Annotated in this window: 17 protein-coding genes; 8 read left to right on the plus strand and 9 right to left on the minus strand. The window is 58.5% G+C overall.

The window, feature by feature from the left end; genetic code table 11:
- The first annotated feature begins 10 nt into the window (after window positions 1-10).
- From QSV77_RS22915 to QSV77_RS22940, 6 genes are all read left to right on the plus strand, one after another.
- Complete coding sequence (locus QSV77_RS22915) at window positions 11-1,099, plus strand: carbohydrate ABC transporter permease (protein ID WP_302735169.1); 1,089 nt, start codon at window positions 11-13, stop codon at window positions 1,097-1,099.
- The gene (locus QSV77_RS22920; RefSeq protein WP_302735170.1) at window positions 1,096-1,977 is read left to right on the plus strand and encodes a carbohydrate ABC transporter permease; all 882 of its coding nucleotides are present in this window, start codon (window positions 1,096-1,098) and stop codon (window positions 1,975-1,977) included. The genes QSV77_RS22915 and QSV77_RS22920 overlap by 4 nt, the downstream gene beginning before the upstream one ends.
- Window positions 1,978-2,216: 239 nt before the next feature.
- Entirely contained in the window at window positions 2,217-3,812 is a 1,596-nt protein-coding gene (locus QSV77_RS22925) for a peptide ABC transporter substrate-binding protein (protein ID WP_142842569.1), read from the plus strand.
- Between the two features lie 54 nt (window positions 3,813-3,866).
- On the plus strand, window positions 3,867-4,790 hold the full coding sequence (oppB, locus tag QSV77_RS22930) for an oligopeptide ABC transporter permease OppB (protein WP_035265000.1): 924 nt from the start codon (window positions 3,867-3,869) through the stop codon (window positions 4,788-4,790).
- Entirely contained in the window at window positions 4,783-5,913 is a 1,131-nt protein-coding gene (locus QSV77_RS22935) for an ABC transporter permease (RefSeq protein ID WP_142842571.1), read from the plus strand. Before oppB ends, QSV77_RS22935 begins: the two co-directional genes overlap by 8 nt.
- Window position 5,914: 1 nt before the next feature.
- Window positions 5,915-7,525: an ABC transporter ATP-binding protein gene (locus QSV77_RS22940; protein ID WP_302735171.1), complete on the plus strand. Its 1,611-nt coding sequence runs from the start codon at window positions 5,915-5,917 to the stop codon at window positions 7,523-7,525.
- A gap of 235 nt (window positions 7,526-7,760) precedes the next feature.
- Here the strand turns inward: QSV77_RS22940 and QSV77_RS22945 are convergent, their stop codons facing one another.
- Genes QSV77_RS22945 through QSV77_RS22955 form a run of 3 tightly spaced genes read right to left on the minus strand, consistent with a single transcriptional unit; the run spans window position 7,761 to window position 12,719 of the window.
- Window positions 7,761-10,916 carry an efflux RND transporter permease subunit gene (locus QSV77_RS22945; RefSeq protein WP_302735172.1) on the minus strand — a complete coding sequence of 1,052 codons (3,156 nt, stop codon included), beginning with the start codon at window positions 10,914-10,916 and terminating at the stop codon, window positions 7,761-7,763.
- A 4-nt stretch (window positions 10,917-10,920) separates the two neighbouring features.
- Window positions 10,921-12,120, minus strand: a complete 1,200-nt coding sequence (locus QSV77_RS22950) for an efflux RND transporter periplasmic adaptor subunit (protein WP_302735173.1) — start codon at window positions 12,118-12,120, stop codon at window positions 10,921-10,923.
- A gap of 44 nt (window positions 12,121-12,164) precedes the next feature.
- Window positions 12,165-12,719: a TetR/AcrR family transcriptional regulator gene (locus tag QSV77_RS22955; RefSeq protein WP_302735174.1), complete on the minus strand. Its 555-nt coding sequence runs from the start codon at window positions 12,717-12,719 to the stop codon at window positions 12,165-12,167.
- Between the two features lie 103 nt (window positions 12,720-12,822).
- Here QSV77_RS22955 and QSV77_RS22960 point away from each other — a divergent pair, with 103 nt between their 5' ends.
- Complete coding sequence (locus QSV77_RS22960) at window positions 12,823-14,316, plus strand: MFS transporter (RefSeq protein WP_302735175.1); 1,494 nt, start codon at window positions 12,823-12,825, stop codon at window positions 14,314-14,316.
- A gap of 197 nt (window positions 14,317-14,513) precedes the next feature.
- Window positions 14,514-14,975: a ribonuclease H gene (locus QSV77_RS22965; RefSeq protein ID WP_302735176.1), complete on the plus strand. Its 462-nt coding sequence runs from the start codon at window positions 14,514-14,516 to the stop codon at window positions 14,973-14,975.
- Window positions 14,976-15,235: 260 nt separating this feature from the next.
- Here the strand turns inward: QSV77_RS22965 and hutH are convergent, their stop codons facing one another.
- From hutH to QSV77_RS22995, 6 genes are all read right to left on the minus strand, one after another.
- On the minus strand, window positions 15,236-16,900 hold the full coding sequence (hutH, locus tag QSV77_RS22970; RefSeq protein ID WP_302735177.1) for a histidine ammonia-lyase: 1,665 nt from the start codon (window positions 16,898-16,900) through the stop codon (window positions 15,236-15,238).
- Window positions 16,901-17,041: 141 nt separating this feature from the next.
- Window positions 17,042-18,322: an MFS transporter gene (locus QSV77_RS22975; protein ID WP_271362671.1), complete on the minus strand. Its 1,281-nt coding sequence runs from the start codon at window positions 18,320-18,322 to the stop codon at window positions 17,042-17,044.
- Between the two features lie 134 nt (window positions 18,323-18,456).
- A complete protein-coding gene (locus QSV77_RS22980) occupies window positions 18,457-20,115 on the minus strand; it encodes a urocanate hydratase (RefSeq protein WP_302735178.1) in 1,659 nt (552 codons plus the stop codon).
- A gap of 2 nt (window positions 20,116-20,117) precedes the next feature.
- Complete coding sequence (locus QSV77_RS22985) at window positions 20,118-21,209, minus strand: DUF917 family protein (RefSeq protein ID WP_302735179.1); 1,092 nt, start codon at window positions 21,207-21,209, stop codon at window positions 20,118-20,120.
- 2 nt (window positions 21,210-21,211) lie between these two features.
- On the minus strand, window positions 21,212-22,450 hold the full coding sequence (locus QSV77_RS22990) for a Zn-dependent hydrolase (RefSeq protein ID WP_302735180.1): 1,239 nt from the start codon (window positions 22,448-22,450) through the stop codon (window positions 21,212-21,214).
- Entirely contained in the window at window positions 22,450-23,832 is a 1,383-nt protein-coding gene (locus QSV77_RS22995) for a dihydroorotase family protein (protein WP_302735181.1), read from the minus strand. The genes QSV77_RS22990 and QSV77_RS22995 overlap by 1 nt, the downstream gene beginning before the upstream one ends.
- Between the last annotated feature and the right edge of the window lie 105 nt (window positions 23,833-23,937).

A 23,937-nucleotide genomic window follows, 5' to 3' on the forward strand; every position in this document is an offset into this window, starting at 1 on the left:
GTCGTGATCGATGGCGTTCTTTTCTTCAAAGGGAAAACTCACCCGGGACGGCGTCACGGGCTGGCTCATGGCTGCACCGGCGATGGTGCTGATCGGGCTGTTCCTGATCACGCCCTTTCTGCTGGGGCTCGGTTTTTCCTTCACCAACCAGCGGCTGACGTCTCCCAATCCGACCGAGTTTGTCGGCGTTGAAAACTACACCCGGCTGCTGGGTATCGGTGTGCTGACGCTCGAACCAGAGAAGGAGGCGGACGGCAGCATCAGCCGGGATGCGGATGGTTCCGTCTCCTATCCGAGAATTCGCAGTTTCACCCGCAACAATCCCGACTATCCCCATCTGGAGGGGATGCGGGAATATAAGAGCTTCAGCTGGGGCGAGGACCAGATCGTCATTCTGGCCAGCGACGTCGTATTCCTGACAGCCCTTGTCAACACGCTTTCCTTCGTGGTCGTCGTAGCGCCGGTTCAGGCTGCGCTGGCGCTGTTTCTTGCCCTGTTGGTGAACCAGAAGATCCCAGGCGTCACGATTTTCCGGGCGATTTACTTCATGCCTGTCGTGCTGTCGGTGGTGGTGGTGGCTCTGCTCTGGCGGTTTATCTATGCAGCCGATAACGGGCTCCTGAACAGCCTCCTGAGTTACATGAGCTTCGGGCTCTTCCAGCCCATCGACTGGCTGGGCAGAACTGATACCGCCTTATGGGCCATTCTGGTGATGTCGGTCTGGCAGGGCGTTGGGTTCCACATGGTCATATGGCTCTCCGGCCTACAAACCATCTCTCCGGATCTTTACGAGGCAGCCGACATCGAAGGCGCGAGCCGCTGGCAGAGGTTCAGCATGATAACCTGGCCGCTGCTGCGCAACACAGCCGTGCTGATTGTCATCGTCATCACCATGCAGGCTTTTGCGCTTTTTGCGCAGATCGATGTGATGACCAAGGGCGGACCTCGCGATTCCACGCAGAGCATCGTCTACCAGGCCGTTGAGCGAGGATATCGACAGCAGGACATCGCAGCAGGCTCCGCAATCTCGGTCGTCCTGTTCCTGCTCGTTCTGTGCATTTCCTTGACCCAGCGATACCTGACAAGGGAGAAGCAATGATGCAGGCCGGACAACGCAAGAGCCTCGCTTTTCTCATCGGCAACTATGTGCTCATGCTCGCCTTTGCGGCGATCTTCATTTTGCCGCTGTTGTTCATGGGGTTCTCGTCACTGAAACCAAATGACCAGTTGCTGAGTGACGCCACGTCGATAAGAGCCTTCCTGCCGGTGGGACATCTCTCGCTTGAAAACTACACGGCAGCTTTCGCCCGGGCGCCGATTGCGACCTTCATATTCAATTCGGTTCTGGTCACGGTCGTTACCGTGTTTCTCGCCCTGCTTTTTGGCTCGCTTGCCGCCTTCGCCTTCACCTTTTTGAACTGGCGCGGAAAGGATGTTTTATTCTCGATCATCCTCGCAACGCTCATCATTCCCTTTGAAACAATTGCCGTGCCACTCCTGCTGGAAGTCAACAATCTGCCATGGATAAGCAGCGGTGGATTTACCTGGGGGTGGCTCAACTCCTGGCATGTGCAGATCATTCCGTGGATCGCAGACGGGCTGACGATTTTCCTCTTCGTGCAATATTTCAAGGATCTGCCGAAGGAATTGCTGGAGGCGGCGCGCATCGATGGCGCCAGCTGGCTGCGGATTTATGCGCAGGTGGTGATGCCGCTCAGCGGCCCGGTCATTGCAACGGCGGCGATCCTGAAGTTTCTCGTCATGTACAGCCAGCAATACCTATGGCCGCTTCTCGTTACCCAATCCGAGACATACAGACCCGTAATGGTGGGGCTGCAATATTTCTTCCAGCTCAACACGCCCTGGGGTGAAGTCATGGCCTATCTCACCATCATCACCATGCCAGTGCTGATCTTTTATCTCTGCCTGCAGAGACTGTTCATCTCCAGTATCGCGGCGAGCGGGATAAAGGGATAGTGCGTCGACGAGACTTCGGCATGAACCGCTCGGTCGTCGGAGGGCAGTTCCCTATGGAACAACCCGGCGCAGGATGACCTCAGCCAAAGTGTTCTATCAGAAACCGCTGGGTCTACCGCGAACATGTCAAGTTAAGTGAAACTTGTGGCTTTCGCATCAACTCACAATTTATTGTGGTTGCACTTCGGAGAAATTTGGCCTTGTTTGTGCACTCAAAATACTCACGGGGAAAGAAAACAATGTCGATAAAAACAACAGCTCTCACCACTCTGCTGGTAGGATCGCTTCTGATTGGCGCCAGTTCCGCGCTTGCGGAAACAGTTCTGCATCGCGGCAACTCCGGCGAACCGCAGACGCTCGATCAGGCACAGACCTCCATCAACATCGAAGCCTTTATCCTGAAAGACCTTTATGAAGGTCTCACCATTTACGATGCCGCCGGCAAGATCATTCCCGGTACGGCGGAAAGCTGGACACTGTCTGAGGATGGCACCGTCTACACGTTCAAACTGCGTGCGGATGCAAAATGGTCGGATGGCACGCCGGTAACGGCCGGAGATTTTGTTTTCTCCTACCAGCGCGTCGAAGATCCGAAGACCGCCGCAAAATATGCAAATATTCTTTACCCGATCAAGAACGCCGAAAAGATCAACAAGGGCGATGTTCCGGTTGACCAGCTTGGCGTCAAGGCGGTGGACGACAAGACCCTTGAGATCACACTCGAGCGCTCAACACCTTTCTTCCTTGAGCTTCTTGCTCACCAGACGGCGCTGCCGATTTCCAAGGCGAGCTACGAAAAGAACGGCACGAACTTCGTAAAGCCGGGCGTCATGGTTTCGAACGGTGCTTACAAGCTCGAAGCGCATGTTCCCAATGACAGCCTGACGGTCGTCAAGAACACCAGTTTCTGGGATGCATCCAACACCAAGATCGACAAGGTCATCTTCTACCCGATCGATGACCAGGCCGCATCCGTTCGTCGTTTCGAAGCAAAGGAAATGGACCTCGCATACAACTTTTCCGCGGATCAGATCGACCGTCTGCGCAAGGCCTATGGCGAACAGGTTCACGTTTCGCCGACGCTTGCGACCTATTATTATACCTTCGATACCCGCGAAGCGCCGTATAATGACGTGCGTGTCCGCCAGGCGCTTTCCATGGCAGTGGACCGCGATTTCCTCGCCAAGGAGATCTACAGCGGCTCTCAGGTTCCGGCCTACTCCATGGTTCCGCCGGGCATGGATTCCTACGGCGAGCCGGCAAAGGCCGATTTTGCCACACTGTCGCAGCTCGACCGGGAAGACGAAGCCCTCAAGCTCATGAAGGAGGCTGGTTACGGTGAGGGCGGCAAGCCGCTTTCCATCGAAATCCGTTACAACACCAACCCGAACCATGAACGCGTCGCGACGGCTATCGCTGATATGTGGAAGAACACCTTCGGCGCGAAGGTGTCACTGGTGAACCTCGACGTCGCCTCGCACTATGGCTACCTTCAGGAAGGCGGCAAATTCAACGTGGCGCGCGCCGGTTGGGTTGCCGACTATGCCGATGCCGAAAACTTCCTGGCGCTTTCAGTCTCTTCCAACAAGACCTTCAACTATTCCAAGTTCAACAACGCCGAATATGACGCGCTGATGCAGAAGTCCTACGACGAGAAGGATCCTGCTGCCCGTTCCAAGCTGCTGCATGAGGCAGAAACCATCCTCATGAAGGAGCAGCCGGTCGCTCCGCTGCTGACACAGGCCGATCTCTGGCTGGTTTCCAACCGTGTCAAGGGTTGGGCCGACAACGCTGCCAACGAACACCTCAGCCGCTTCCTGAGCGTTTCCGAATAAGCAGCGTCGGCACGGTGGCTCACACCACCGTGCCATGCCGGAGCCCGAAAAAGCATGATCTCGTTTATCCTGCGCCGTTTGGCGAGTGCGGTGCCGACGTTGTTTATCGTCGTCACGATTTCGTTTTTCCTGATGCGTTTCGCACCGGGTGGTCCGTTCAATCTTGAACGTCCCCTGCCGCCGCAGACGATGGAAAACCTGATGAGAACCTATCATCTGGATGAACCATTGTGGCGCCAGTATCTCATCTATCTCGGCAATGCCGTCACCGGCGATTTTGGCCCGAGCTACGTCTACAAGGACAATACCGTCGCTCAATTGATCGGCAAGGGTCTGCCTTATTCGCTGGAACTCGGCAGCTATGCTCTTTTGCTGGCGCTGGTGGGCGGCGTTCTTGCCGGCACTCTGGCCGCACTCAGACAGAATAGTGCCTTCGATTTTTCGATCATGTCGATTTCGACGGTTGGCGTTACCGTGCCGAACTTCGTTGTCGCACCGGTTCTCACGCTTGTCTTTGCCGTCATACTCGGGCTTCTGCCCGCCGGCAGCTGGGGCGACGGATCGCTGCGATATCTCATCCTTCCGATGATCGCGCTCGCTTTGCCGCAGCTCGCGGTCATCGCGCGCCTGACACGCGGCGCAATGATCGAGGCTTTGCGGATGGACCACATTCGCACCGCCAAGGCTTATGGCCTTCCGGCGCGCAACGTGGTGGTCTTCCACGCCATGCGAGCGGCGATGCTTCCGGTCGTTTCCTATCTGGCTCCGTGCGCCGCGGCACTGTTGACGGGTTCGGCGGTCATCGAGACGATCTTCACTATTCCGGGTGTCGGCCGCTACTTCGTTCTCGGCGCGATCAATCGTGACTATACCTTGGTGATGGGAACCGTCGTTCTCGTCGCCATTTTTGTCATCCTGTTCAATCTCGTGGTCGATATTCTCTACGGCCTGCTTGATCCGAGGGTCAGACATGACTGATATCCCCGGCAATATTGCCCCTCAACCATTGGTAAAAAGCCGAAGCCTGTTCCAGCTGGCAGCCCTGCGTTTCAAACGAAACAAGGCCGCCATGGCAGGTTCCGTCATGCTGCTGCTGATCACGCTTTTCTCGTTCATCGGTCCGCATTTCCTCACACACACCTATGATCAGGTGTTTTCGTCCTATGTCTCCGTCCCGCCGAGCCTTGAGCCACGCCCGGATGTGAACAACCTGCAGGACGTGATGGAGGGCGTTGCCAACCGGGCGCGCGTCGAGCTGAAGGAATTTTCAGTCGAAGGGCAGACCTTCACGGCAACCGTCACCTCCAGCAGCCCGATTGACCCGCGCACCACACGCTATTTCGACCGCGCCAACGAATTCGAAAACACAAAGGTCGTCGCCACCGAAGATGAAGGCCGAACGCTGAAGCTGGAAGGCGACGTCAACCGCGAGTACTTCTTCTTCGGCACCGATTCCAACGGTCGTGACATGCTGGCGCGCGTGATGCTGGGTGGGCAAATCTCGATCGCCGTCGGCGTTCTGGCCAGCCTCGTTTCACTCGGGATCGGCGTGCTTTACGGCGCAACCGCGGGGTATATCGGTGGGCGTGTCGACAATGTGATGATGCGTTTCGTCGAAATCCTCTATTCGCTGCCCTTCGTCTTTCTGGTGGTCGTCCTGGTGGTGTTTTTCGGCCGCAGCTTCATCCTGATCTTCCTGGTCATCGGTGCCGTGGAATGGCTGGATATGGCGCGTATCGTTCGTGGCCAGACGCTTGCCCTGAAGCGGCGGGAATTTGTGGGTGCCGCACAGGCCTTGGGTTTGAGCGACTGGCAGATTATCCGCCGCCACATCATTCCCAATACGATCGGGCCCGTCGTCGTGTTCGTTACGGTGGTCGTGCCCAAGGTCATTCTTCTGGAAAGCTTCCTCTCTTTCCTCGGCCTTGGTGTGCAGGCGCCGCTTACGAGCTGGGGCGCGCTGATTTCCGAAGGCGCCAACAATATCCAGTCAGCCCCGTGGCTCCTGATATTCCCGGCGATCTTCTTCGTGCTGACCCTGTTTTCGCTGAATTTCGTGGGTGACGGGTTGCGTGATGCACTCGATCCCAAGGATCGTTGACATGAATACGACATCTGAAACCATCCTCACCGTCCGCAATCTCAAAGTTGACTTCACGACGCCTGACGGCACGGTGAGCGCTGTCAAGGGCATCGATCTCGACGTCAAACAGGGGGAAACGCTTGCCGTCGTCGGAGAATCCGGTTCCGGCAAAAGCCAGACCATGATGGGCATCATGGGGCTGCTTGCATCCAACGGCATTATCGAGGGTTCGGCAAAATATCGTGGATGCGAGTTGATCGGCCTGCCGGTCAACGAGCTCAACAATATCCGGGGTGCGAAAATCACCATGATTTTCCAGGAACCGATGACCTCGCTCGATCCTCTCTACAGGATCGGCGCGCAAATCGCCGAACCGATCGTTCACCACAGGGGTGGCAGCAAAAAGGAGGCGCGTGCCCGCGTTCTCGAACTCCTGAAGCTCGTGGGAATTCCTGAGCCGGAGCGGCGCATAGACAGCTACCCGCATGAACTTTCCGGCGGTCAGCGCCAGCGCGCCATGATTGCCATGGCTCTCGCAAACGAGCCGGACATCTTGATTGCGGATGAACCGACCACGGCGCTTGACGTGACGATCCAGGCACAGATCCTCGACCTTCTGAAGTCATTGCAGAAACGCTTCGGCATGGCCGTCGTCCTGATCACGCATGATCTCGGCGTTGTCCGCCATTTTGCCGATCGCGTCGCGGTTATGCGCCGCGGGGAAATCGTCGAATCCGGCACGACGGAAGATATCTTCGATCGCCCGCAGGCTGACTACACCAGGATGCTTCTCGATGCAGAACCCAGCGGGCACAAGTTGCCAGTCGGCAAAGAGGCGTCTGTCGTTCTCTCCGGGCGGAACGTGACGGTCGATTATAAAATTCCGGGTGGCTTCCTGTCGAAGTCGAGCAAGTTTCGGGCTGTCGACGACGTCAATCTCAGCCTTCGCCAGGGACAAACCATCGGCATCGTCGGTGAGTCCGGATCAGGCAAATCCACCCTCGGTCGCGCGCTTCTGCGCCTTGCCCATTCCAAGGGCCGCATTTTCTTTGGCGAGACGGAAATCAGTGACCTTGACCGAAAGGCCATGCGGCCATTGCGGCGGCATTTGCAGCTTGTGTTTCAGGATCCCTATGGTTCGCTTTCGCCAAGACAGACGGTCGGAGAGATAATCACTGAAGGTCTGTTCGTGCATGAGCAACGCTTGAGCCGTGCGGAGCGGGACAAAAGGGCTATCGAAGCACTGAAAGAAGTCGGTCTCGATCCAGCCACCCGCAACCGCTACCCGCATGAGTTTTCAGGCGGGCAACGCCAGCGTATCGCAATTGCCCGTGCGATCATCCTCAAGCCGGATGTCGTCATTCTCGATGAACCTACCTCTGCGCTGGACCGGTCCGTTCAAGGACAGGTTATCGACCTGCTACGTGATTTGCAGAAGACGCACAGCCTTTCCTACATCTTCATCAGCCACGATCTCTCTGTCATCAAGGCCATTTCGGACTACGTCATTGTCATGAAAAACGGGACGATCGTGGAAGAGGGAGAAACCGACGACATATTCAACAGGCCAGCCGCTGAATATACCGAAACACTCATCAAATCGGCGTTTTCGGCGGAACTGGCACCCTAGATTATCGCCCGGCCTGGCCGGGCGGTCTCTGGCTCTTTCAGGAAAAGCTGCCGGCCGTATATGTGACCGCTCATCAATACGCTTGGTGATTGGTTCACTGGAAAAAAGTGCCTGCTGTTTTGTCTCGGATGCGCATCCGATCATCTGGGACTGAGTTGGAACGGTGGCTCCCCCCTTGGGGAAGGGGTGGAGCCTTGCAGTGCAAAGGAGGATACATCCCGAACTGCGATTGAGGTTATGTGCGCGAACCATGCGTGACTGGCATAATCTCGGAACTCGCGGCTGCATCGTCCGCCTCCGGCCGCTTCGTTCTGAACAGTTTCAGCACGAAGACGAAGAAGGCCGGGACGAAGAACACACCTAGGATTGTCGCCGAAATCATGCCGCCAAGAACGGCGGTGCCGATGGCGTTCTGGCTGGCGGCACTGGCACCGGAGGCGATTGCCAACGGTACGACGCCGAGGGTGAATGCGAGCGAGGTCATGATGATCGGGCGGAAGCGAAGTTTTGCGGCCTCGATCGCTGATTCCAGCAACGGCTTGCCCTCAGCGTAATTATCCTTGGCAAATTCGATGATCAGGATCGCGTTCTTTGCCGACAGGCCGATGATCGCGATCAGGCCCACCTTGAAATAGATATCATTCGGCATTCCGGCAAGCATGACCGCAAGTACACAACCGATGACACCGAGCGGCACCACGAGCATGACCGAGAACGGGATCGACCAGCTTTCGTAAAGACCTGCAAGAAGCAGGAACACGAAGAGAAGGCTGATACCGAACAGGAAGGGCGCCTGCGAACCGGACTTGATTTCTTCCAACGACTGACCTGTCCACTCAAATCCGATGCCTTCAGGCATTTCGCCCGCCAGACGTTCCATCTCGGCGATGGCCGCGCCGGACGAGTTGCCGGGAGCAGGTTCACCCGAGATGCGTATCGTCGGATAGCCATTGTAACCAACGATCTGCGGTGAACCTTTCTGCCACTGTGCAATTGCAAAGGACGACAGCGGAACCATGCCGCCGCTGGCATTGCGGACGTTCAGCTTGAGCAAATCCTCGACCTGAAGACGGCTCTGGTCCTTGGCCTGCACGATGACGCGCTGCATGCGGCCGGCATTCGGAAAGTCGTTGATATAGGACGATCCGAGGTTGGCGGTGATCGTGTTGTTGATGTCGGAGAAGGTCACACCAAACGTGTTCGCCTTTTCGCGGTCGATCACCAGCAGGACCTGCGCCGCATCCGGAAGACCTTCCACACGCATGCCGGTCAGCACCGGACTTTGCCCGGCCTTCTGCATCAATTCGGCTCCCGCAGCAGACAGGGCGGCCTGGCCGACACCGTTGCGGTCCTGAAGGCGGAATGCGAAGCCGCCCGTGGCACCGAAACCTTCGATAGCCGGAGGGGAAAGCGCAAAGCTGGTCGCATCCTTAAGGCCGAACAGCGACATGTTCACGCGGTCTGCAATGGCTTGCGCCGAGTTTTCCGCATCGCGTTCACTCCAGTCCTTGAGAGTGACAAACATCAGCGCGGCGTTGGCGCCGCTACCGGAAAAGCTGAAGCCCTGGATCGCGATGACATCCTTGACGCCGGACTCCGCTTTCAGGATTTCTTCGATCTGCCTGACCGACGCCTGTGTACGATTGGCGCTGGCTTCCGGCGGCCCCTGAATGTCGACCAGCAATGTTCCCTGGTCTTCCGCGGGCACGAATGCCGAGGGGAGGTTGATGAAGAGGTAGCCAAGACCAACGACGAGGGCGAGGTAGATCACCATCATCCGGCCGGCGCGCTTTGCCATGCCGTTGGTCACCTTGACGTAGCGGTTTGTCAGGCCGTCGAAATTGCGGTTGAACCAGCCAGCCAACCCCTTTTTTTCGTGATGCCCCTTGGCAATCGGCTTCAGGAAAGTGGCACAGAGCGCCGGGGTAAGCGACAGCGCCAGAAAAGCGGAGAAGCCGATCGACACGACCATCGTCAGCGAAAACTGCCGATAGATGATGCCGGTCGAACCCGGAAAGAAAGCCATCGGGATGAATACGCATGCGAGTACAAGGGTGATCCCGAGGATCGCGCCGGTAATCTGCCCCATCGCCTTGCGGGTTGCGGCCTTGGGTGAGAGGCCTTCCTCAGCCATGATGCGTTCGACGTTCTCCACTACGACGATAGCGTCGTCGACGAGAATGCCGATGGCGAGGACCATGGCGAACATGGTCAGCACGTTGATGGAGAACCCGGTCGCGAACATGATGGCGCATGTGCCCAACAGCGCAACGGGCACGACCAGGGTCGGGATGACGGTGTAACGGAAATTCTGCAGGAACACGAACATCACGACGAAGACGAGCACGACAGCTTCGATCAGCGTGCTCAGCACCTTCTCGATGGAGGCCGACACGAATGGGCTGGTGTCGTATGGCGTGGCGTATTCAACCCCTTTGGGGAAGAACTGCGACAGCTCGTCCATCTTCACCTTGACGGCGTTCGAAGTCGCCACCGCGTTGCCCGTCGAGGAAAGCTGAATACCGACCGCAGCACTCGGTTGCCCGTTCAGGCGGCTGGTAAAGTTGTAGTTCTCCGCGCCAAGTTCGATCCTCGCGACATCCTTCAGAAGGACCGCGCTACCATCGGGATTTGCGCGGAGAATGATCTCGCCGAACGCCCTGGGATCAGACAACTGGCCCTGTACAAGAACCGTGGCGGTCAGATCCTGCGAGACAGGGTTTGGGGCAGCGCCGATCTGGCCGGCGGCCACCTGGGCGTTCTGGGCGGTGATGGCGGCATTGATGTCTGCCGCCGTCAGGTTCAGGCCGACCATCTTGTCCGGGTCGATCCAGACGCGCATGGCGCGCTGGGCCGCGAACATCTGGGCGCGACCGACGCCGTCAATACGGCGAATTTCACCGAGAACGTTTCGGTTCAGATAATCGCCAAGTGCGACTTCGTCCATGCGACCATCGGTGGAGGTCAGCGTGATCATCATCAGGAAGCCCGATGCGGCTTCTTCGACGTTGACACCCTGCGAAGTGACCGCAGACGGAAGACGGGACTCCACGCGCCGGATAGCGTTCTGTACGTTGACCGATGCCTGATCGATGTTGGTGCCAGCCTCGAAGGTGGCGTTGATGCTGACGGCGCCTGATGTGTCCGACGTCGATTCGAAATACATCATGTTGGCGACGCCGTTCAGCTCCTCCTCGATCAGGCGCGTCACACCCTGATAGATTTCCTGCGGGGAAGCGCCGGGATAAGAGGTGGAAATGGTGAGCTGCGGCGGCGCAACCTTGGGGTATTGCGCAATCGGCAGAAAGGGCAAGGCGATGATGCCCGCTATGGAAATGAACAGGGCGAAGACCCAGGCAAGGATCGGCCTGCTGATAAAGAACTGTGCCATTATATTACCTTGAATTTCCCGAGTTGGCGGGAATTACGCCGCCAGATTGCTTGTGTTCTTCCGCCGACCAGGATTCGGCGGCGACCCTGGTGTCCGGCTGAACCTTCTGCACACCGTCGGCCACGACTTTCTCGCCCTCCTTCAGGCCGCTCTCGACCACCCATTCCTGGCCAAGCGCCTGGCCAAGCCGGACATCCCGCAGCTTTGCAATGTCGTCAGCCTCGACAACGTAGACCTGTGCTTTGCCGTCCTGGGTTCTCAGCACGGAACGCTGAGGAATGGTGATCGCGTCCTGACGGACGGCCTGCTCGATGCGCACGCGCACATACATGCCGGGCAAGAGATCGCCATTCGGGTTGGGAAACTCGGCGCGCAATGTCACCTGACCGGTCGTGGAATCCACGTTGGCGCTGGAAAACAGCAGCTTGCCTTTCCCGCCGTAGACATCACCGCCATCAAAAACCAGTTCTACGCTTGCCTGCCCGGGAGCGGGGCTTGCCAGCTTGCCGTTGGTGACGGCGCGGCGTAGCGCCAGAAGATCCTGCGCGGACTGGGTAAAGTCGGCATAGACAGGGTTGATCTGCTGAATGAGCGCAAGGCTTGATGTACCATCCGCGGTAACAAGCGCGCCTTCGGTGACGAGCGCGCCGCCGATGATGCCGGTGATCGGAGCACGAACCTCGGTATATTCGAGATTGATCTTTGCTTCCTCGAGAGAAGCCTGCTGGAGCGCCACATCGGCCTCTGCCTGAGCAAGATTAACGGCCGCGGTGTCATAGTCGATGCCGCTGGCAACATTGCGTTCACGCAGCATCCTCTGCCGTTCCAGCTGAACCTTGGCATTGTCGCGCGTGGCTTCCGCCCGGCGAAGGGTTGCCTGTGCGCTGGAAACCCGGACTTTGAAGAGACGGGGATCGATCCGATAAAGGACGTCACCTTCCTTCACGAGCGCGCCCTGTTCGAAAACGCGCTCCTGCAAGATACCGGAAACACGGGCACGCACTTCGGAGACCCGAGTGGCGGCCACGCGGCCCGGAAGCTCACTGATAACCGGGATCGCATGGGCCTTGAGATCGATGACACCGACGGCGGCGGGCGGCATCTCCCCGCCCTCCTGCGCAAGGGCAGTCGTCGCCGTCAGAGCGAGAATAGAGGTTGCAATAAGGCACGCCCTTAGGCGCGGCAGTTGGCTGCAGCGGTACATGTTTCTTCCTTGAATCGGCTGTTATTGGCCCCTACGGGCGATGATTACTTCTCGGGATAGGATGTGTAGATCGTTCGTACACCTTCGAGAATTCTGGCTTGATCATCCTCGCTCCACTGGTGGAAGCCGAAAAGTTCGGTAAAATAGAAGCCCGAAAGGGTAAGATAAGCCATCAGCGCCGCTTCGGGACGGGCACCCTCGCGCATGGCCTTGAGGTCTGCCAACGTCCAGTCACGCATCTGCTGCTGGAGCTTCTCTTCGGACGAAAGGGAGGCGCTGATCGCCATGGCAACCGCGCGTTCGGTATCATCCACAACACGTTCGGCGAGCTTGATCCGCCCGAAAAGCTCGGGATGAGGAGTATCGGCAGCATCTTCGACCGATTTTGCCTGCCGCTCGAGTTCCTGCGATATACGGCGGTCGATCAGAGCCTCAAGCAATGCGCTCTTCGACTTGTGATCGTAAACGACTGTCGACTTGCTGACACCCGCCTCCTGGGCGACGGCATCGATTGAAAGCCCGGCGGCGCCGAGCTTCAATACCACGCGCTCGGCGGCATCCAAGATGTCATCTTTCTGAATCCTGCGAATACGACCCACATCATTCTCCAATTTGTCACTTGATTGTTTTACGAACGATCGTGTATTAATGCAATAGTGAAACGATCGTTCTGATAAAAAATTCGCATTGCAGGTGTCTCGCATGTCCTCCGCCAATCGTTGGCTTATTCTCTCTGCCGTCATGATGGCCTTTCTGCCCGTCGTGCTCGACCTCACCATTCTCCATATTGCGGTGCCTTCACTGACAATCGCACTTAGTGCTTCCGGTACCGAGGTGCTCTGGATCATCGATATCTATGCGCTTGTCATGGCCGGCCTGCTGGTACCGATGGGAACGCTTGCAGACCGCATGGGCTACCGGCGGATGCTTTTGACCGGACTTGTCGTGTTCGGCATAGCATCGGCCGCAGCCGCTTTCTCGACCTCGCCCGCGATGCTGATCGGTTCCCGTGCCATCCTTGGCGTTGGCGCTTCGATGATCATGCCCTGTGTCCTTGCCATCATTCGCACGACATTCGAGGATGATGGCGAGCGGGCGCGGGCACTCGGTTTGTGGAGTGTGGTCGGCATGGCGGGCGCCGCCATCGGTCCGCTTGTCGGGGGCATCCTGCTCGAGCACTTCTGGTGGGGATCGGTCTTCCTCGTCAATCTTCCGGTGTTGGCTGTCGTCATCGCCCTTGTCTGGTTCCTTGTTCCGAAGAAGGTTGGTACCGGTCTGGGGGCCTGGAACATCGGGCAGGCAACATTGCTGGTCGCGGGTCTGGTTCTGACCGTTTACGGCATCAAGACCGGGATGAAAGGCGGCATCAACGGTACGGTCGCGGCATCACTCTCTGCGGGTATAATTCTGCTCGGCTGGTTTGGCAGGCTGCAGGTCTCGTCGCGCAATCCGATGCTCGACCTGTCGCTCTTCCTCAAACCAGCGATTGCTGCCGGCATGCTGATGGCGTTCGTCGCCTCCGGCGCATTGGCAGGATTTGAGCTGGTGCTTGCGCAGGAACTCCAGTACGTGCTCGGCATGTCCCCGCTTGATGCGGGCCTGTTCATGCTGCCACTGGTCATCGCGGCCGCCGTGGGTGGCCCACTCGGTGGCAACCTGGCGAACCGCTTCGGCCTTCGGCCGATCGCGACGCTGTCGATGACCGGAGCCGCCGCAGCGCTGTTCGGTCTTGCATCCATCGATCTGATCGCTTCACCGCCGATAACCGCGGCGCTTCTGGCGATGCTTGGCCTTTGCCTCGGCATTGGTCTTTTGGCATCATCCATCGCCATCATGGGAAGCGCGCCAGCCGATAAGGCAGGTGCTGCAGGTGCATTGGAAGGTACTGGCTACGAACTCGGCGGCGGCATCGGGATCACCTTCTTCGGAGTACTTGTAAACTCAATCTATTTCTCCGCAGTTTCACGCGCGTTTTCTCCAGCAGCCGGCGCAGGCGGATCCATCGGTGAAGCGATGACGGCGGCGGCGCGCTTGGGCGGAGATGAAGCTGAGGCAATACGGACAGCGGCGCGCAGCGCCTTCACTCAGGCGCATGGATCGGTTCTCATAATTACCGGCACGATGATTGCCGTGCTGGCAGCGGCCGTATTCGTCGCGCTTCGCGACGTGAAGCGCGGGGGCTATGTCTCTCATTGAAGCTGTGGAGTGAAGGTTACCGCGCTGGAGACCTCTCTATCTGGTGCAATCTACTCTGCGAAAGCGAGACATATTCTGCCCCGATACAAAGAACAGCAGGTTTTGATTCGAAGAGGACATGGTAAACGCCATCTGGAGAAGTGACTCAAAGGCATTGCCATTTTTTCAGGCGGTTTTGACACGGGAAAACGAGTTCGATGACTGCGCCACTCACAATCTACACGGACGGCTCTTACGACCCCGTTGAAGTGTCGGGAAGCTGGGCATTCGTCGTGCTGGAGACGGGGCAGCAGCTCCATGCTGCGCGTGGGACGGAAATCGGACTTACAAATAATTCTTTTGAAATAATGGCAGTCATGAACGCACTTTTATGGCTGGATGCTCACGCTCCAGGCCGGACAACCGTCCTTTGGACGGACTCCGCTCATGTCGTCGAGGGTTGCCATCGCCATCGCAAAATCTGGCGGACCAACGGTTGGAAACGCATCAACCCCAATTCGCGAGCTCGGAAACGACAGATACCAGATGAAGCCCTGTGGCGGAGTGTGGATAGCTTGCTCCTTCGCAATCCGAACGTAGACATAGAGTGGTGCAAGGGACATTCCGGTATAGCGGGAAATGATTTCGCGGATGCTTTGGCTCGTAACCCCATAGCTTAAGCCAGCGCGATCAGTGGTGGATGTCGAGCCATTCGATCCTGATCTGTCCGATACGGGAAAATGGAAAAGCCGCTCGCCAGGTGACAGAAGCCACATCCAGGCTGATCTAAAAAATGGTGAGGGGCCCATCCTATCCAGGGCTCCTCACGGATCTGAATGGCCGAGGTCTTCGAGCCGTGCCGCGCTTCGCATATTTGCTTTGCGAAACGGCCCAAAGACGTCGGTCCTCTCATCTGGTTCAACGCCAACACAACAACCGCTCAACGGGCCTTCAGAAAACGATAACCCGTATTGAAATCATTGCTGTATATTCGGTCCGTCGCCACAAAAGGCACACTCCGGCGATAGTCTTCAAACAGTGCCGTTGTTTCCGCTCCCAATTGCCCGGGCTTGCGCAGATCAACAGCTTGCGCCGCATGTAGCAGCTGGATTGACGACATCCAGTAAAGGTTATCCAGAATCCGGCCGAGATTGGCGACCGAAAGCGGGGCGTGGCTGTCCAGATCCTCGATATTTCCTGCCATTGCGATCGAACCGACGGGGGCCTGCGCGCCGATCTGCTGATTTTCGGCCAGAAGCGCCACAAGTGGCTTCTGGATTGCACCAAACGCGTGCCCTTGATTGGTTTCAGCAGCGAGGAACCGCGAAAGATGCGTCAAATCCGGGTTCTCGAAGCGGATCGTCTGCATCGTAATGGCTTGTGACAGGCGCACCAGCGCCGTGTTCAGTGCTTCAACCCTTGAAGCCACCGGCAGCATCTCAAAACCTGCACTCGGATAGATCGCTCCAGATACCTCTCCTTCGATAAAATACTGGGAGACCTGCATGGAAGCCTTGTCGTCCGAGGCACCCGCAACCACGACAGGATTATCATCACTGTGATTGATCTGGATTTCCAACGCCTTGGTCAGATCCCGCATCGCAATTTCGGCTCCGCCAAGCACATAGGCCATGGTGCGATAAGACAGAGGGTCCTGCAGCGCCCGATCTTTCGAGGGTGACCAGAGATAGCTGCCGCCAAGGGCAGAGCGAACCATCTGTGCCCCGGATGTATTTTCACCGAAGGGGCGCAGATCGTTCGTCGCTTCGAGGAAAGGGGCGACATTGCCGTTAAAGCCTTCCAGTGCCAAACCGAAGACGACGGCTTCCTTTTCGAGATATCCCGCCGTATCACGCGCAAGCAGCGCAGCCTGCCCGGCGGTCAGTGCATTCGTGCTGAGGATCGAAAGAAAATCCTTGCCGACCGGCTCAAGCGGAGTGATGCCGGCGTCAGTCAGCGCGCGCGCTGCGGGAATGCGGTTGCCGTTCATGAAGACCTCACCCTCACCAACCATCGCCAGACCGATATGGGAGGCAAGGGTGATATCCGCCTCTCCAACAGAACCACGCGAAGGAACCACCGGGGTGATCCCCTGCTCCAGGAACTGTCGGTACATTTCCGCGACGGCGCTCTGAACGCCGGTTCGACCGGTGGCAATCTGATTTAGACGGATCGCCATGCCCGCCCTCACCGTTTCGATCGCCATCGGTTCACCCACGCCTGCGCCATGAGCGCGAAGAGACGTCGAATTGAAAGCGCGTGACAGTTTCAGCAGATCATCGTCCAGAACGCGCTTGCCGTCCTTCATCGCAAAAACAGGGCGATCCTTGTTCCAGCCAACGCCGACCGTGAGACCGTAGACCGCCTTGCCCTGCAGGGCAGCCTCCATCACCAGATCAAAGCCTTCGGCGATCCGTTTGTCGGCGCTCTCGGTGAGAGTGATTTTGGCGTTGTTGTCCCGCGCCAGGCCGACAACCTGTTCCACGGTCAGATTTTGACCATCGATGGACCAGTGTTCCGCCTGCGCATTTGAAGCAGTAAGCCCGACTATCGCCAAAGCTGCGGCAATGGCGAGGCAAGATATAGTCCCGGTTTGAGCAGACATGATGTTCCCTTGAGTTGGTTGTTATTATGCAGTTGTGTTTGCAGCAGTGTCCGGCCGTCGAAGCGGCTTCGCTTCGACTGTAAATTTCCAGACATGGTGGGTTAAGCAATGTGGGAGCTGGGCCTTCGGCGGCCCATCTCTTCAGTTCGTGGAATATGGTTTTGGTAGGATCAGGACCGCTATCAGCGATATGAATGCGGCGGCCATGACGTAAAATCCCGGCGCGTGATAACCGATCTCCGTGCTGCCGAGCCAGGTCAGCGTCGCCGGGGCAAATCCTCCGAAGATCGTGACGGCGGCGTTATAGGCCAATGACATGCCGGTGGTGCGGATATTCGTCGGGAAAAGCTCGGACAGGGTAGCGGGCGCAACCCCGACATATCCCGAGACCATGATGCAGAACAGGCTTTGCACGATGATGAGCGTCGTCAGCGTCGGCGAAGATTGCAGCCACCAGATCAGGGGGTAGACGGCAACCAGCATTGCGCCGGCCGCAATAGCAAGCATCAAGCGCCGACCGATCCTGTCCGAAATACTTCCAGCACTGACGCAACCGACCGCAAGGAAGACGTTTCCAATCAGCGATGCCGTAAACGCCTCCGAAGCGCTGAAACCGAAAGCACGCTGAACGAAGATCGGCATGTAGATGATCAGCACGTAAACGCAAACCGCCCACAGGATCGAGAAAGCAAAACCTTTGATCAGATGGCCGAAATAGTCAGAGAAGACGAGCTTCAGGGGTGTTTTGGCGGACTGGTTCTCGAGACTTGCCTGTTCCGCCTGAAAAGCCGGTGTTTCGTCCAGCGTCTTGCGCAGCCAGAGACCCACAGGCGCGATCAAGACGCCGATGAAGAACGGAATCCGCCAGCCCCAGTCTCCAATCTCCTGCTCCGTCAGGAGCGAGGTAACAGCAAAGGCGACGAGTGCACCCATGATGTTGGAAATCGCCATGCTTGCCTGGAGCCAGGAGGCATATTTGCCTTTTTTGTCGGCTGGCGCATGTTCAACAAGAAAGGCGGCTGCTCCGCCGATTTCTCCACCCGCGGAGAAGCCCTGAAGGACTCGCCCGGCAAGGATCATGAGCGGCGCTCCCACACCGATCGCGGCATAGGTCGGGGCCACCGCAATCAACAGGGTGCCCGCCGCCATGATCATGATGGTCAGGAACAACGCGGCCTTTCGGCCGGCCTTGTCGCCATAGACCCCGATCACGATGGCTCCCAGGGGGCGGATCACGAAGCCTAGCCCGAAGGCAAGAAAGGCTTTCACGAGTTCGACCGTGTGATCGCCGCCGGGAAAGAAATTATGGGCGATATAGATGGCAAACAGCGCATAGACGGTGAAGTCATACCATTCCAGGGCGTTGCCTATCGATGCTGCAGCAACGGCGCGCTCCGGTGATGACCGTCTGACCGGTGTCATTGACAAATTTTGATGTGTTTTTTCCATTATTGTCCCCTCTTGGCCTGCCGACAGCGGCAGGCGGTGTTGATTGGTGATCGTAATTTTCCGCCGCTCGTGGCGATTAATGGCCTCTCCTCGCTGCTTTGATCTCGTCAGATCTGCACATGATGTATGCCCTTGCTGGCAATTTCATCCTGTGCTTCGGCATAGCCCGCATCCGCGTAACGGATGACGCCGAGCCCCGTATCATTGTCGAGTGATTGCGAAAGCCGATCGTCGGCCGCGTTGGTTCCATCAGCGACGATCGTGACCCCTGCCGAGGTCATGAAGCCCGCATAACCCCCGCCGCCGGAATGAAGTGCGACAAGGTCGGCGCGCGAAGCGCAGAGCAACATCGCGTCGAGAAGCGGCCAGTCGGCGATGGCGTCCGAACCATCAAGCATGTTCTCCGTCATGATGTTTGGATGCGCCATGCCCGCTGAATCGAGGTGATCGCGAGAGAAGGCAACCGGCCCCTTCAATTCACCCGAAGCGACCAGACCGTTGACCCGCCGTGCGAGCGCGCTTCTTTCGCCATGGCCAAGCCATGCAATACGTGCCGGCAGCCCCTCGAACGGAACATGCTTGCGCGCCAGCGAAATCCAGTTGGTGACGATCTTGTTGTCCGGAAACATCTCCAGCACCAGCTCGTCTATCCGCGCAATGTCCGAAGCGTCGCCCGACAGGGCCATCCAGCGGAAGGGACCAATCGCCCGGCAGAACAGCGGGCGCAGATAGGCTTCGGTGAAGACCGGAATATCGAAGGCGTCGGCAACCCCACCGGCCTGCGCCTGCGTTCGGATCAAATTGCCATTGTCGAAAACCTCCGAGCCGGCCCGCTGGAATTCCAGCATGGCTGTCACCTGTTTGGCAATCGACGCCCTGCCGGCCTCGATCAGCTCATCCGGATTCTGGCTGCGCAGGCGGCGTACCCGTTCCAGATCGTAACCGATTGGAATATAGCCATAAACAAGATCATGGGCGGAGGTCTGGTCGGTGACGATATCCGGGATGATCCCACGTGCGGCTATTTCGGTATAGATTTCCGCTGCATTGCCGACAAGCCCGACGGACAGCGCCTCACCCTTGGCGCGGGCCTCTTCAATTCGTGCCAGTGCGCTATCGAGGTCATCGGCAATCTCGTCGAGATAGCCGATATCCTTGCGGGTGCGGGCCCGTTCCGGATTGATCTCTATGCACAGGATGGCCGCGCCTGCCATGCGACCGGCAAGCGGCTGCGCTCCTCCCATACCACCAAGGCCCGCGGTCAGTACGAAACGCCCATTGAGCGTGCCACCGAAGCGGCGTTCGGCAATGCGCATGAAGATTTCGTAGGTACCCTGAATGACGCCCTGCGAGCCGATATATTGCCATGCCCCCGCAGTCAGGCCGCCCCAGCATATGAGGCCCTTGCGTTCGAGAGCATAAAAATTCTCGGCCTTGGCCCATTGGCCGACCATGTTGCAATTGGCCATGATGACCATCGGGGCCTCGGCCGAAGTCTTCATCAAGCCGACCGGCTTTCCCGACTGGATGACGAGTGTCTGATCCTCATCCATCGTCGTCAATGCACGCACGATGGCATCATATGCGGCCTTGTTGCGCGCCGCCTTCCCGAGTGCTGCGTAGACGACGAGGTTTTCCGGGTCTTCACCCACAGCCAGCACGTTTTCCATGAGGCGCAGCAGGGCTTCCTGCCGCCAGCCCTTGGCTCGAATATCCGGGCCTGAAGGGATCGGGAAGCCCGGATTACGGGGATTTTCTCTCGGCATCTTCAGGCCTCCAATGCGTAGTCGGTCAGGTTGATGCCCATGACCTTTTCGGGGTGGACATAAATCGCCGGGTCCATCAGGCCCGCGCCGATCGGAATGAGGGTCTTTGGGACATGCAACAGGTGGATCTTCATGCCGACCTTCAGCTCGCCGACCGACAGCGGCTCGATCTCCTGCGACAATGTGGTGATGACATCCGGAAAGGTCGCAAGGCGACGACCATCGACCGCCTCGACGGCCATGTATTCGTTCATCACATGCAGGGTCAGCGCCCCCTCGCCGCTGCCGATGGTGACGGTACCGACGTCGAAAGCCTCATTCGTATAATGGACATCCTTAGCGGTGATCTCTCCCTCGATCATGATCCTGCCGCCCGTGGTCGCAAGGATCGCATCGAGGACTGCCGCATGCCCTCGAGGCTCGGCAGCGAGGATTGCATGGCCAAGTTCCAGCGCCTTGGAAATTCCGCCGAGTGCCGCATTCTTCGCGACGTAACCGGCGCGAACCGGGTTGCGGGCCGAGGCAATGAAACCGCCCGACATGTCGGAGGCGGTGCGCAGGATAGGAGAGATCCGGCCGGTTGCGCCGCGCGTTACAAGTTCGATATAGCGGTTCTGATCCCGATTTCCCCCGACGGCCGTCTGGATCGACTGGTCCGGTTTTCCAGCCATGCCGATCGCGCCCATATCGCCGGTCGGATGGGCGCGCATGTCACCCACCGCGTCCAGTACCTTGCAGCCGAGGATAGCCGAAGGCAGCCACGCGTTAAGGGTCGAGGACTTGCCGTTCTGCCCGATCATCAGGGCCGCGACCTTCGCACCAAGCTCATCCTGCAAAAGCTGCACGGCCTTGACATAATCAACGCCCCGCATTTCCCAGGGCGTGGTGGAGGCCGGCGCGCCGATGGCGGCAGCCGTCGCCACCCATTCGTCTTCGTTCAATTCGTCAATCGAGACGAGTTCCGGCGCACCGGCGTTCACCGCGGCGTAGCCCAGCATCCGTCCATGGTGGACCCAGCCGCCACCGCCGGCCGCATAGACCGCGCCTCCCCGCACTGCGGGTTCCACATCTTTTTCCGTCAGAATTCTGGCCACCTTCAGCCCTCCCTTTTTCTGTCCAATTCCATAATCGTGTTTGCCAGAACTTCAGCCGCCAGAGCGAGGTCGGCCGCATCGGCCCACTCTTCCGGGCAATGGGAACGGCCGTCGCGACATGGAGCGAAGAGCATCGCCGAAGGGCACAGCCGTGCCATGAACGCCGCATCATGGCCCGCACCCGACACCATCTTGCGATAGGGCGTGTCCAGCCGGTCTGCGGCCTTTGCCAGCGTCTCCTGCAATCCCTCATCCATCTGCACGCCGGGATTGCCGGAAATCAGTCGCGCTTCGATCGTATTTTCACCGTCCGCGTCAAGTCCGGTCAGCCAGGACACGAACGCCTCCTTGTCCTCGGCCCGTTCAGCGCGGATATCGACCAGCATGCGGACCCGCCCCGGCACCACATTGGCGGCGTTGGGGGAGATTTCGAACTCGCCCACGGTTGCGGTAAAATGCCCGGGACCACCGGAAAGCTCCGTCGCGTACCGCTCGATCTCACTCACGATCCGCGCCGCAGCGACGAGGGCATCGGCGCGCAACCCCATCGGAGTCGTACCGGCATGATCGGGACGACCCTTAACCTCGATCTCGACGCGATTGATGCCGACAATGGTCGTCACCACCCCAAGCGCAATCTTTTCCCGTTCGAGAACCGGCCCCTGCTCGATGTGCAGTTCCAGAAAGGCCTTCAGGTCATCGAGCAGGGGCGCTCCAAGACTTTCCGGCTTGCCGCCCACATCACGCATGGCCGTCGCCAGATCGCGCCCGTCGCTGATGCGCCTCAGCCAGTCCTGCGGCAGAACGCCCGCCATCGCTCGCGAACCGATGCAGGAAACGCCGAAAATGGAGACTTCTTCAGCAAGAAAATCGACGACGGCCAGGTTGTGCCGCAAGGCAACACCGCGCCGTGAGAGAATGCGTGCGACCTCCAATGCAACGACGACACCGGCAACACCATCAAAACGTCCGCCGTCCGGCACGGTGTCGGAATGCGAACCCAGCATGATCGTTCCGGCCTGCGGCTCGGTGCCTTCGCGTCGACCAATCAGGTTCCCGCCCGCATCCGTCGAGACATTCAATCCCTCACCCAGCAAACGTCGACGAAGATAGTTGCGCCCTTCATCAAAACGGGGCGAGAAGGCGCGTCGGGTCCAGGGACGTTCCGGATCGGTAATCTGCGCCAGTGCGTCGAGATCCGCTTCTATGTCCTTTATTGACGCGTCTAGATTGCGGCGCATCACAACAGCACCTCGCGCAGACCAAGTGTTTCGGGCGGCCGCACAAAAATACCGGTTCCCGGCGCAGCAAGCACGTTTTCCCCGTCGAAGACCATCTCGCCTCGCCGCCACGTGGCTGCAACCGTCCAGGGCAGTTCCATGCCGTGATAAGGCGACCACCCCGCAATCGAGTGGGGGCTGGTGGCCGCGTCGTACACCGCGGGCCGATCGACAAGCACCATGACGTCGGCATCACGCCCAACCTGCAACCCGCCTTTCTGGTGGTCCAGACGAAAATGCCGGGCCGGATTTTCGGCCATCAGCCGGGCCGCCCACACCAGCGGCACACCGCGCGCGATCGCGCCCTTGACGAAAAGCGGCACCATTACCTCCAGCCCGGGCACGCCGGAGGCATTCTTCAGCATATCGGGGTTGGTCTTGCGGTCCTCGCTCCAGCTCACATGATCGGTAGACACCATCGACACCCGCCCTTCGGCCAGATGTCGCCAGATCGCCTCCACTTCTCGTCGGGCGCGTATCGGCGGGTTGATCTTGGCCTTGCCGCCAAGCCGTGCAACATCATTCTCCTCATCCAGAACAAGGTAGTGAATGCAGCATTCGATGGAAGAATACCGGCCATTCCTGCGATACATCTCGGCGATCTCGTAGCCGCGGCTGACGGAGCAATGGACGACATGCGCCGGACAATCTGTCTCGGCGCCAGTTTCATAAATCTGCAGCATCGCCAGCGTCTCGGCCAGTTCAGGACGTGACAGGCCGTGTGCACGCCAGTCGGTGATGCCGGATGCCTCCACCTCGGCAATCGCGGCGCGGACATAGGCATCGTCCTCATTGTGCACGCCTGCCGCAAGCCCGGTCTTTGCAACCTCGGCGAAGCAGGCCCGCAGCAGCGCTGGCGGGATGCGCGGAAACCGGTGGGGATCCGTGCCGAAAGTCGAGAATTTATAGGCGCAAACTCCCGCCGCCGCCTGTTCAGCAATGCGGGCAGGACCCTCTTGCGGATCGACGGTACCGTAAAGTGCCACGTCGATGCGCGCCTCTTCGTCGATCATCGCGACCTTACGCGCCACGGCCTCGGCGGAACATACAAGATTGCCCTCGTCGTAGGGCATGTCCACGATTGTCGTAACTCCGCCTGCTGCCGCCGCACGGGTCGAGGCGGCAAATCCTTCAGCCCCCTTTTGCGACAGCGAATGTACCTGAGCGTCGACGGCACCAGGCAATAAAAGACCGGTGCCAAAATCATGATTTTCTCTTCCAGCCGGTGCCGGGCCTTCTCCGATGAGTACCGTTTTCCCATCGCGAATGGCCACGAAACCCCGCGGAATCTCGCGGTCCGTCAGAATGACACGCCCCGCCAAAACCGTATCGAAATCCGCCATATCGTCCTCCTGTCATATTTCGACTATGAGGCACAATGGAATTAGTGGTATATCCCAAAATCCGGACGGCTGATGCCGGAATGGGAAGGTCAAAAACGAGACGCG

The sequence above is a fragment of the Agrobacterium sp. V1 genome (assembly GCF_030518355.1).
GTDB lineage: Bacteria > Pseudomonadota > Alphaproteobacteria > Rhizobiales > Rhizobiaceae > Agrobacterium > Agrobacterium cucumeris.

What these genes read in the sequence shown, in the direction of transcription:
- QSV77_RS22915 (WP_302735169.1), top strand. Translation starts at nt 11, where the DNA reads ATGGCGTTCTTTTCTTCAAAGGGAAAACTCACCCGGGACGGCGTCACG.
- QSV77_RS22920 (WP_302735170.1), top strand. Translation starts at nt 1,096, where the DNA reads ATGATGCAGGCCGGACAACGCAAGAGCCTCGCTTTTCTCATCGGCAAC.
- QSV77_RS22925 (WP_142842569.1), top strand. Translation starts at nt 2,217, where the DNA reads ATGTCGATAAAAACAACAGCTCTCACCACTCTGCTGGTAGGATCGCTT.
- oppB (WP_035265000.1), top strand. Translation starts at nt 3,867, where the DNA reads ATGATCTCGTTTATCCTGCGCCGTTTGGCGAGTGCGGTGCCGACGTTG.
- QSV77_RS22935 (WP_142842571.1), top strand. Translation starts at nt 4,783, where the DNA reads ATGACTGATATCCCCGGCAATATTGCCCCTCAACCATTGGTAAAAAGC.
- QSV77_RS22940 (WP_302735171.1), top strand. Translation starts at nt 5,915, where the DNA reads ATGAATACGACATCTGAAACCATCCTCACCGTCCGCAATCTCAAAGTT.
- QSV77_RS22945 (WP_302735172.1), bottom strand. Translation starts at nt 10,916, where the DNA reads ATGGCACAGTTCTTTATCAGCAGGCCGATCCTTGCCTGGGTCTTCGCC.
- QSV77_RS22950 (WP_302735173.1), bottom strand. Translation starts at nt 12,120, where the DNA reads ATGTACCGCTGCAGCCAACTGCCGCGCCTAAGGGCGTGCCTTATTGCA.
- QSV77_RS22960 (WP_302735175.1), top strand. Translation starts at nt 12,823, where the DNA reads ATGTCCTCCGCCAATCGTTGGCTTATTCTCTCTGCCGTCATGATGGCC.
- QSV77_RS22965 (WP_302735176.1), top strand. Translation starts at nt 14,514, where the DNA reads ATGACTGCGCCACTCACAATCTACACGGACGGCTCTTACGACCCCGTT.
- hutH (WP_302735177.1), bottom strand. Translation starts at nt 16,900, where the DNA reads ATGTCTGCTCAAACCGGGACTATATCTTGCCTCGCCATTGCCGCAGCT.
- QSV77_RS22975 (WP_271362671.1), bottom strand. Translation starts at nt 18,322, where the DNA reads ATGACACCGGTCAGACGGTCATCACCGGAGCGCGCCGTTGCTGCAGCA.
- QSV77_RS22980 (WP_302735178.1), bottom strand. Translation starts at nt 20,115, where the DNA reads ATGCCGAGAGAAAATCCCCGTAATCCGGGCTTCCCGATCCCTTCAGGC.
- QSV77_RS22990 (WP_302735180.1), bottom strand. Translation starts at nt 22,450, where the DNA reads ATGCGCCGCAATCTAGACGCGTCAATAAAGGACATAGAAGCGGATCTC.
- QSV77_RS22995 (WP_302735181.1), bottom strand. Translation starts at nt 23,832, where the DNA reads ATGGCGGATTTCGATACGGTTTTGGCGGGGCGTGTCATTCTGACGGAC.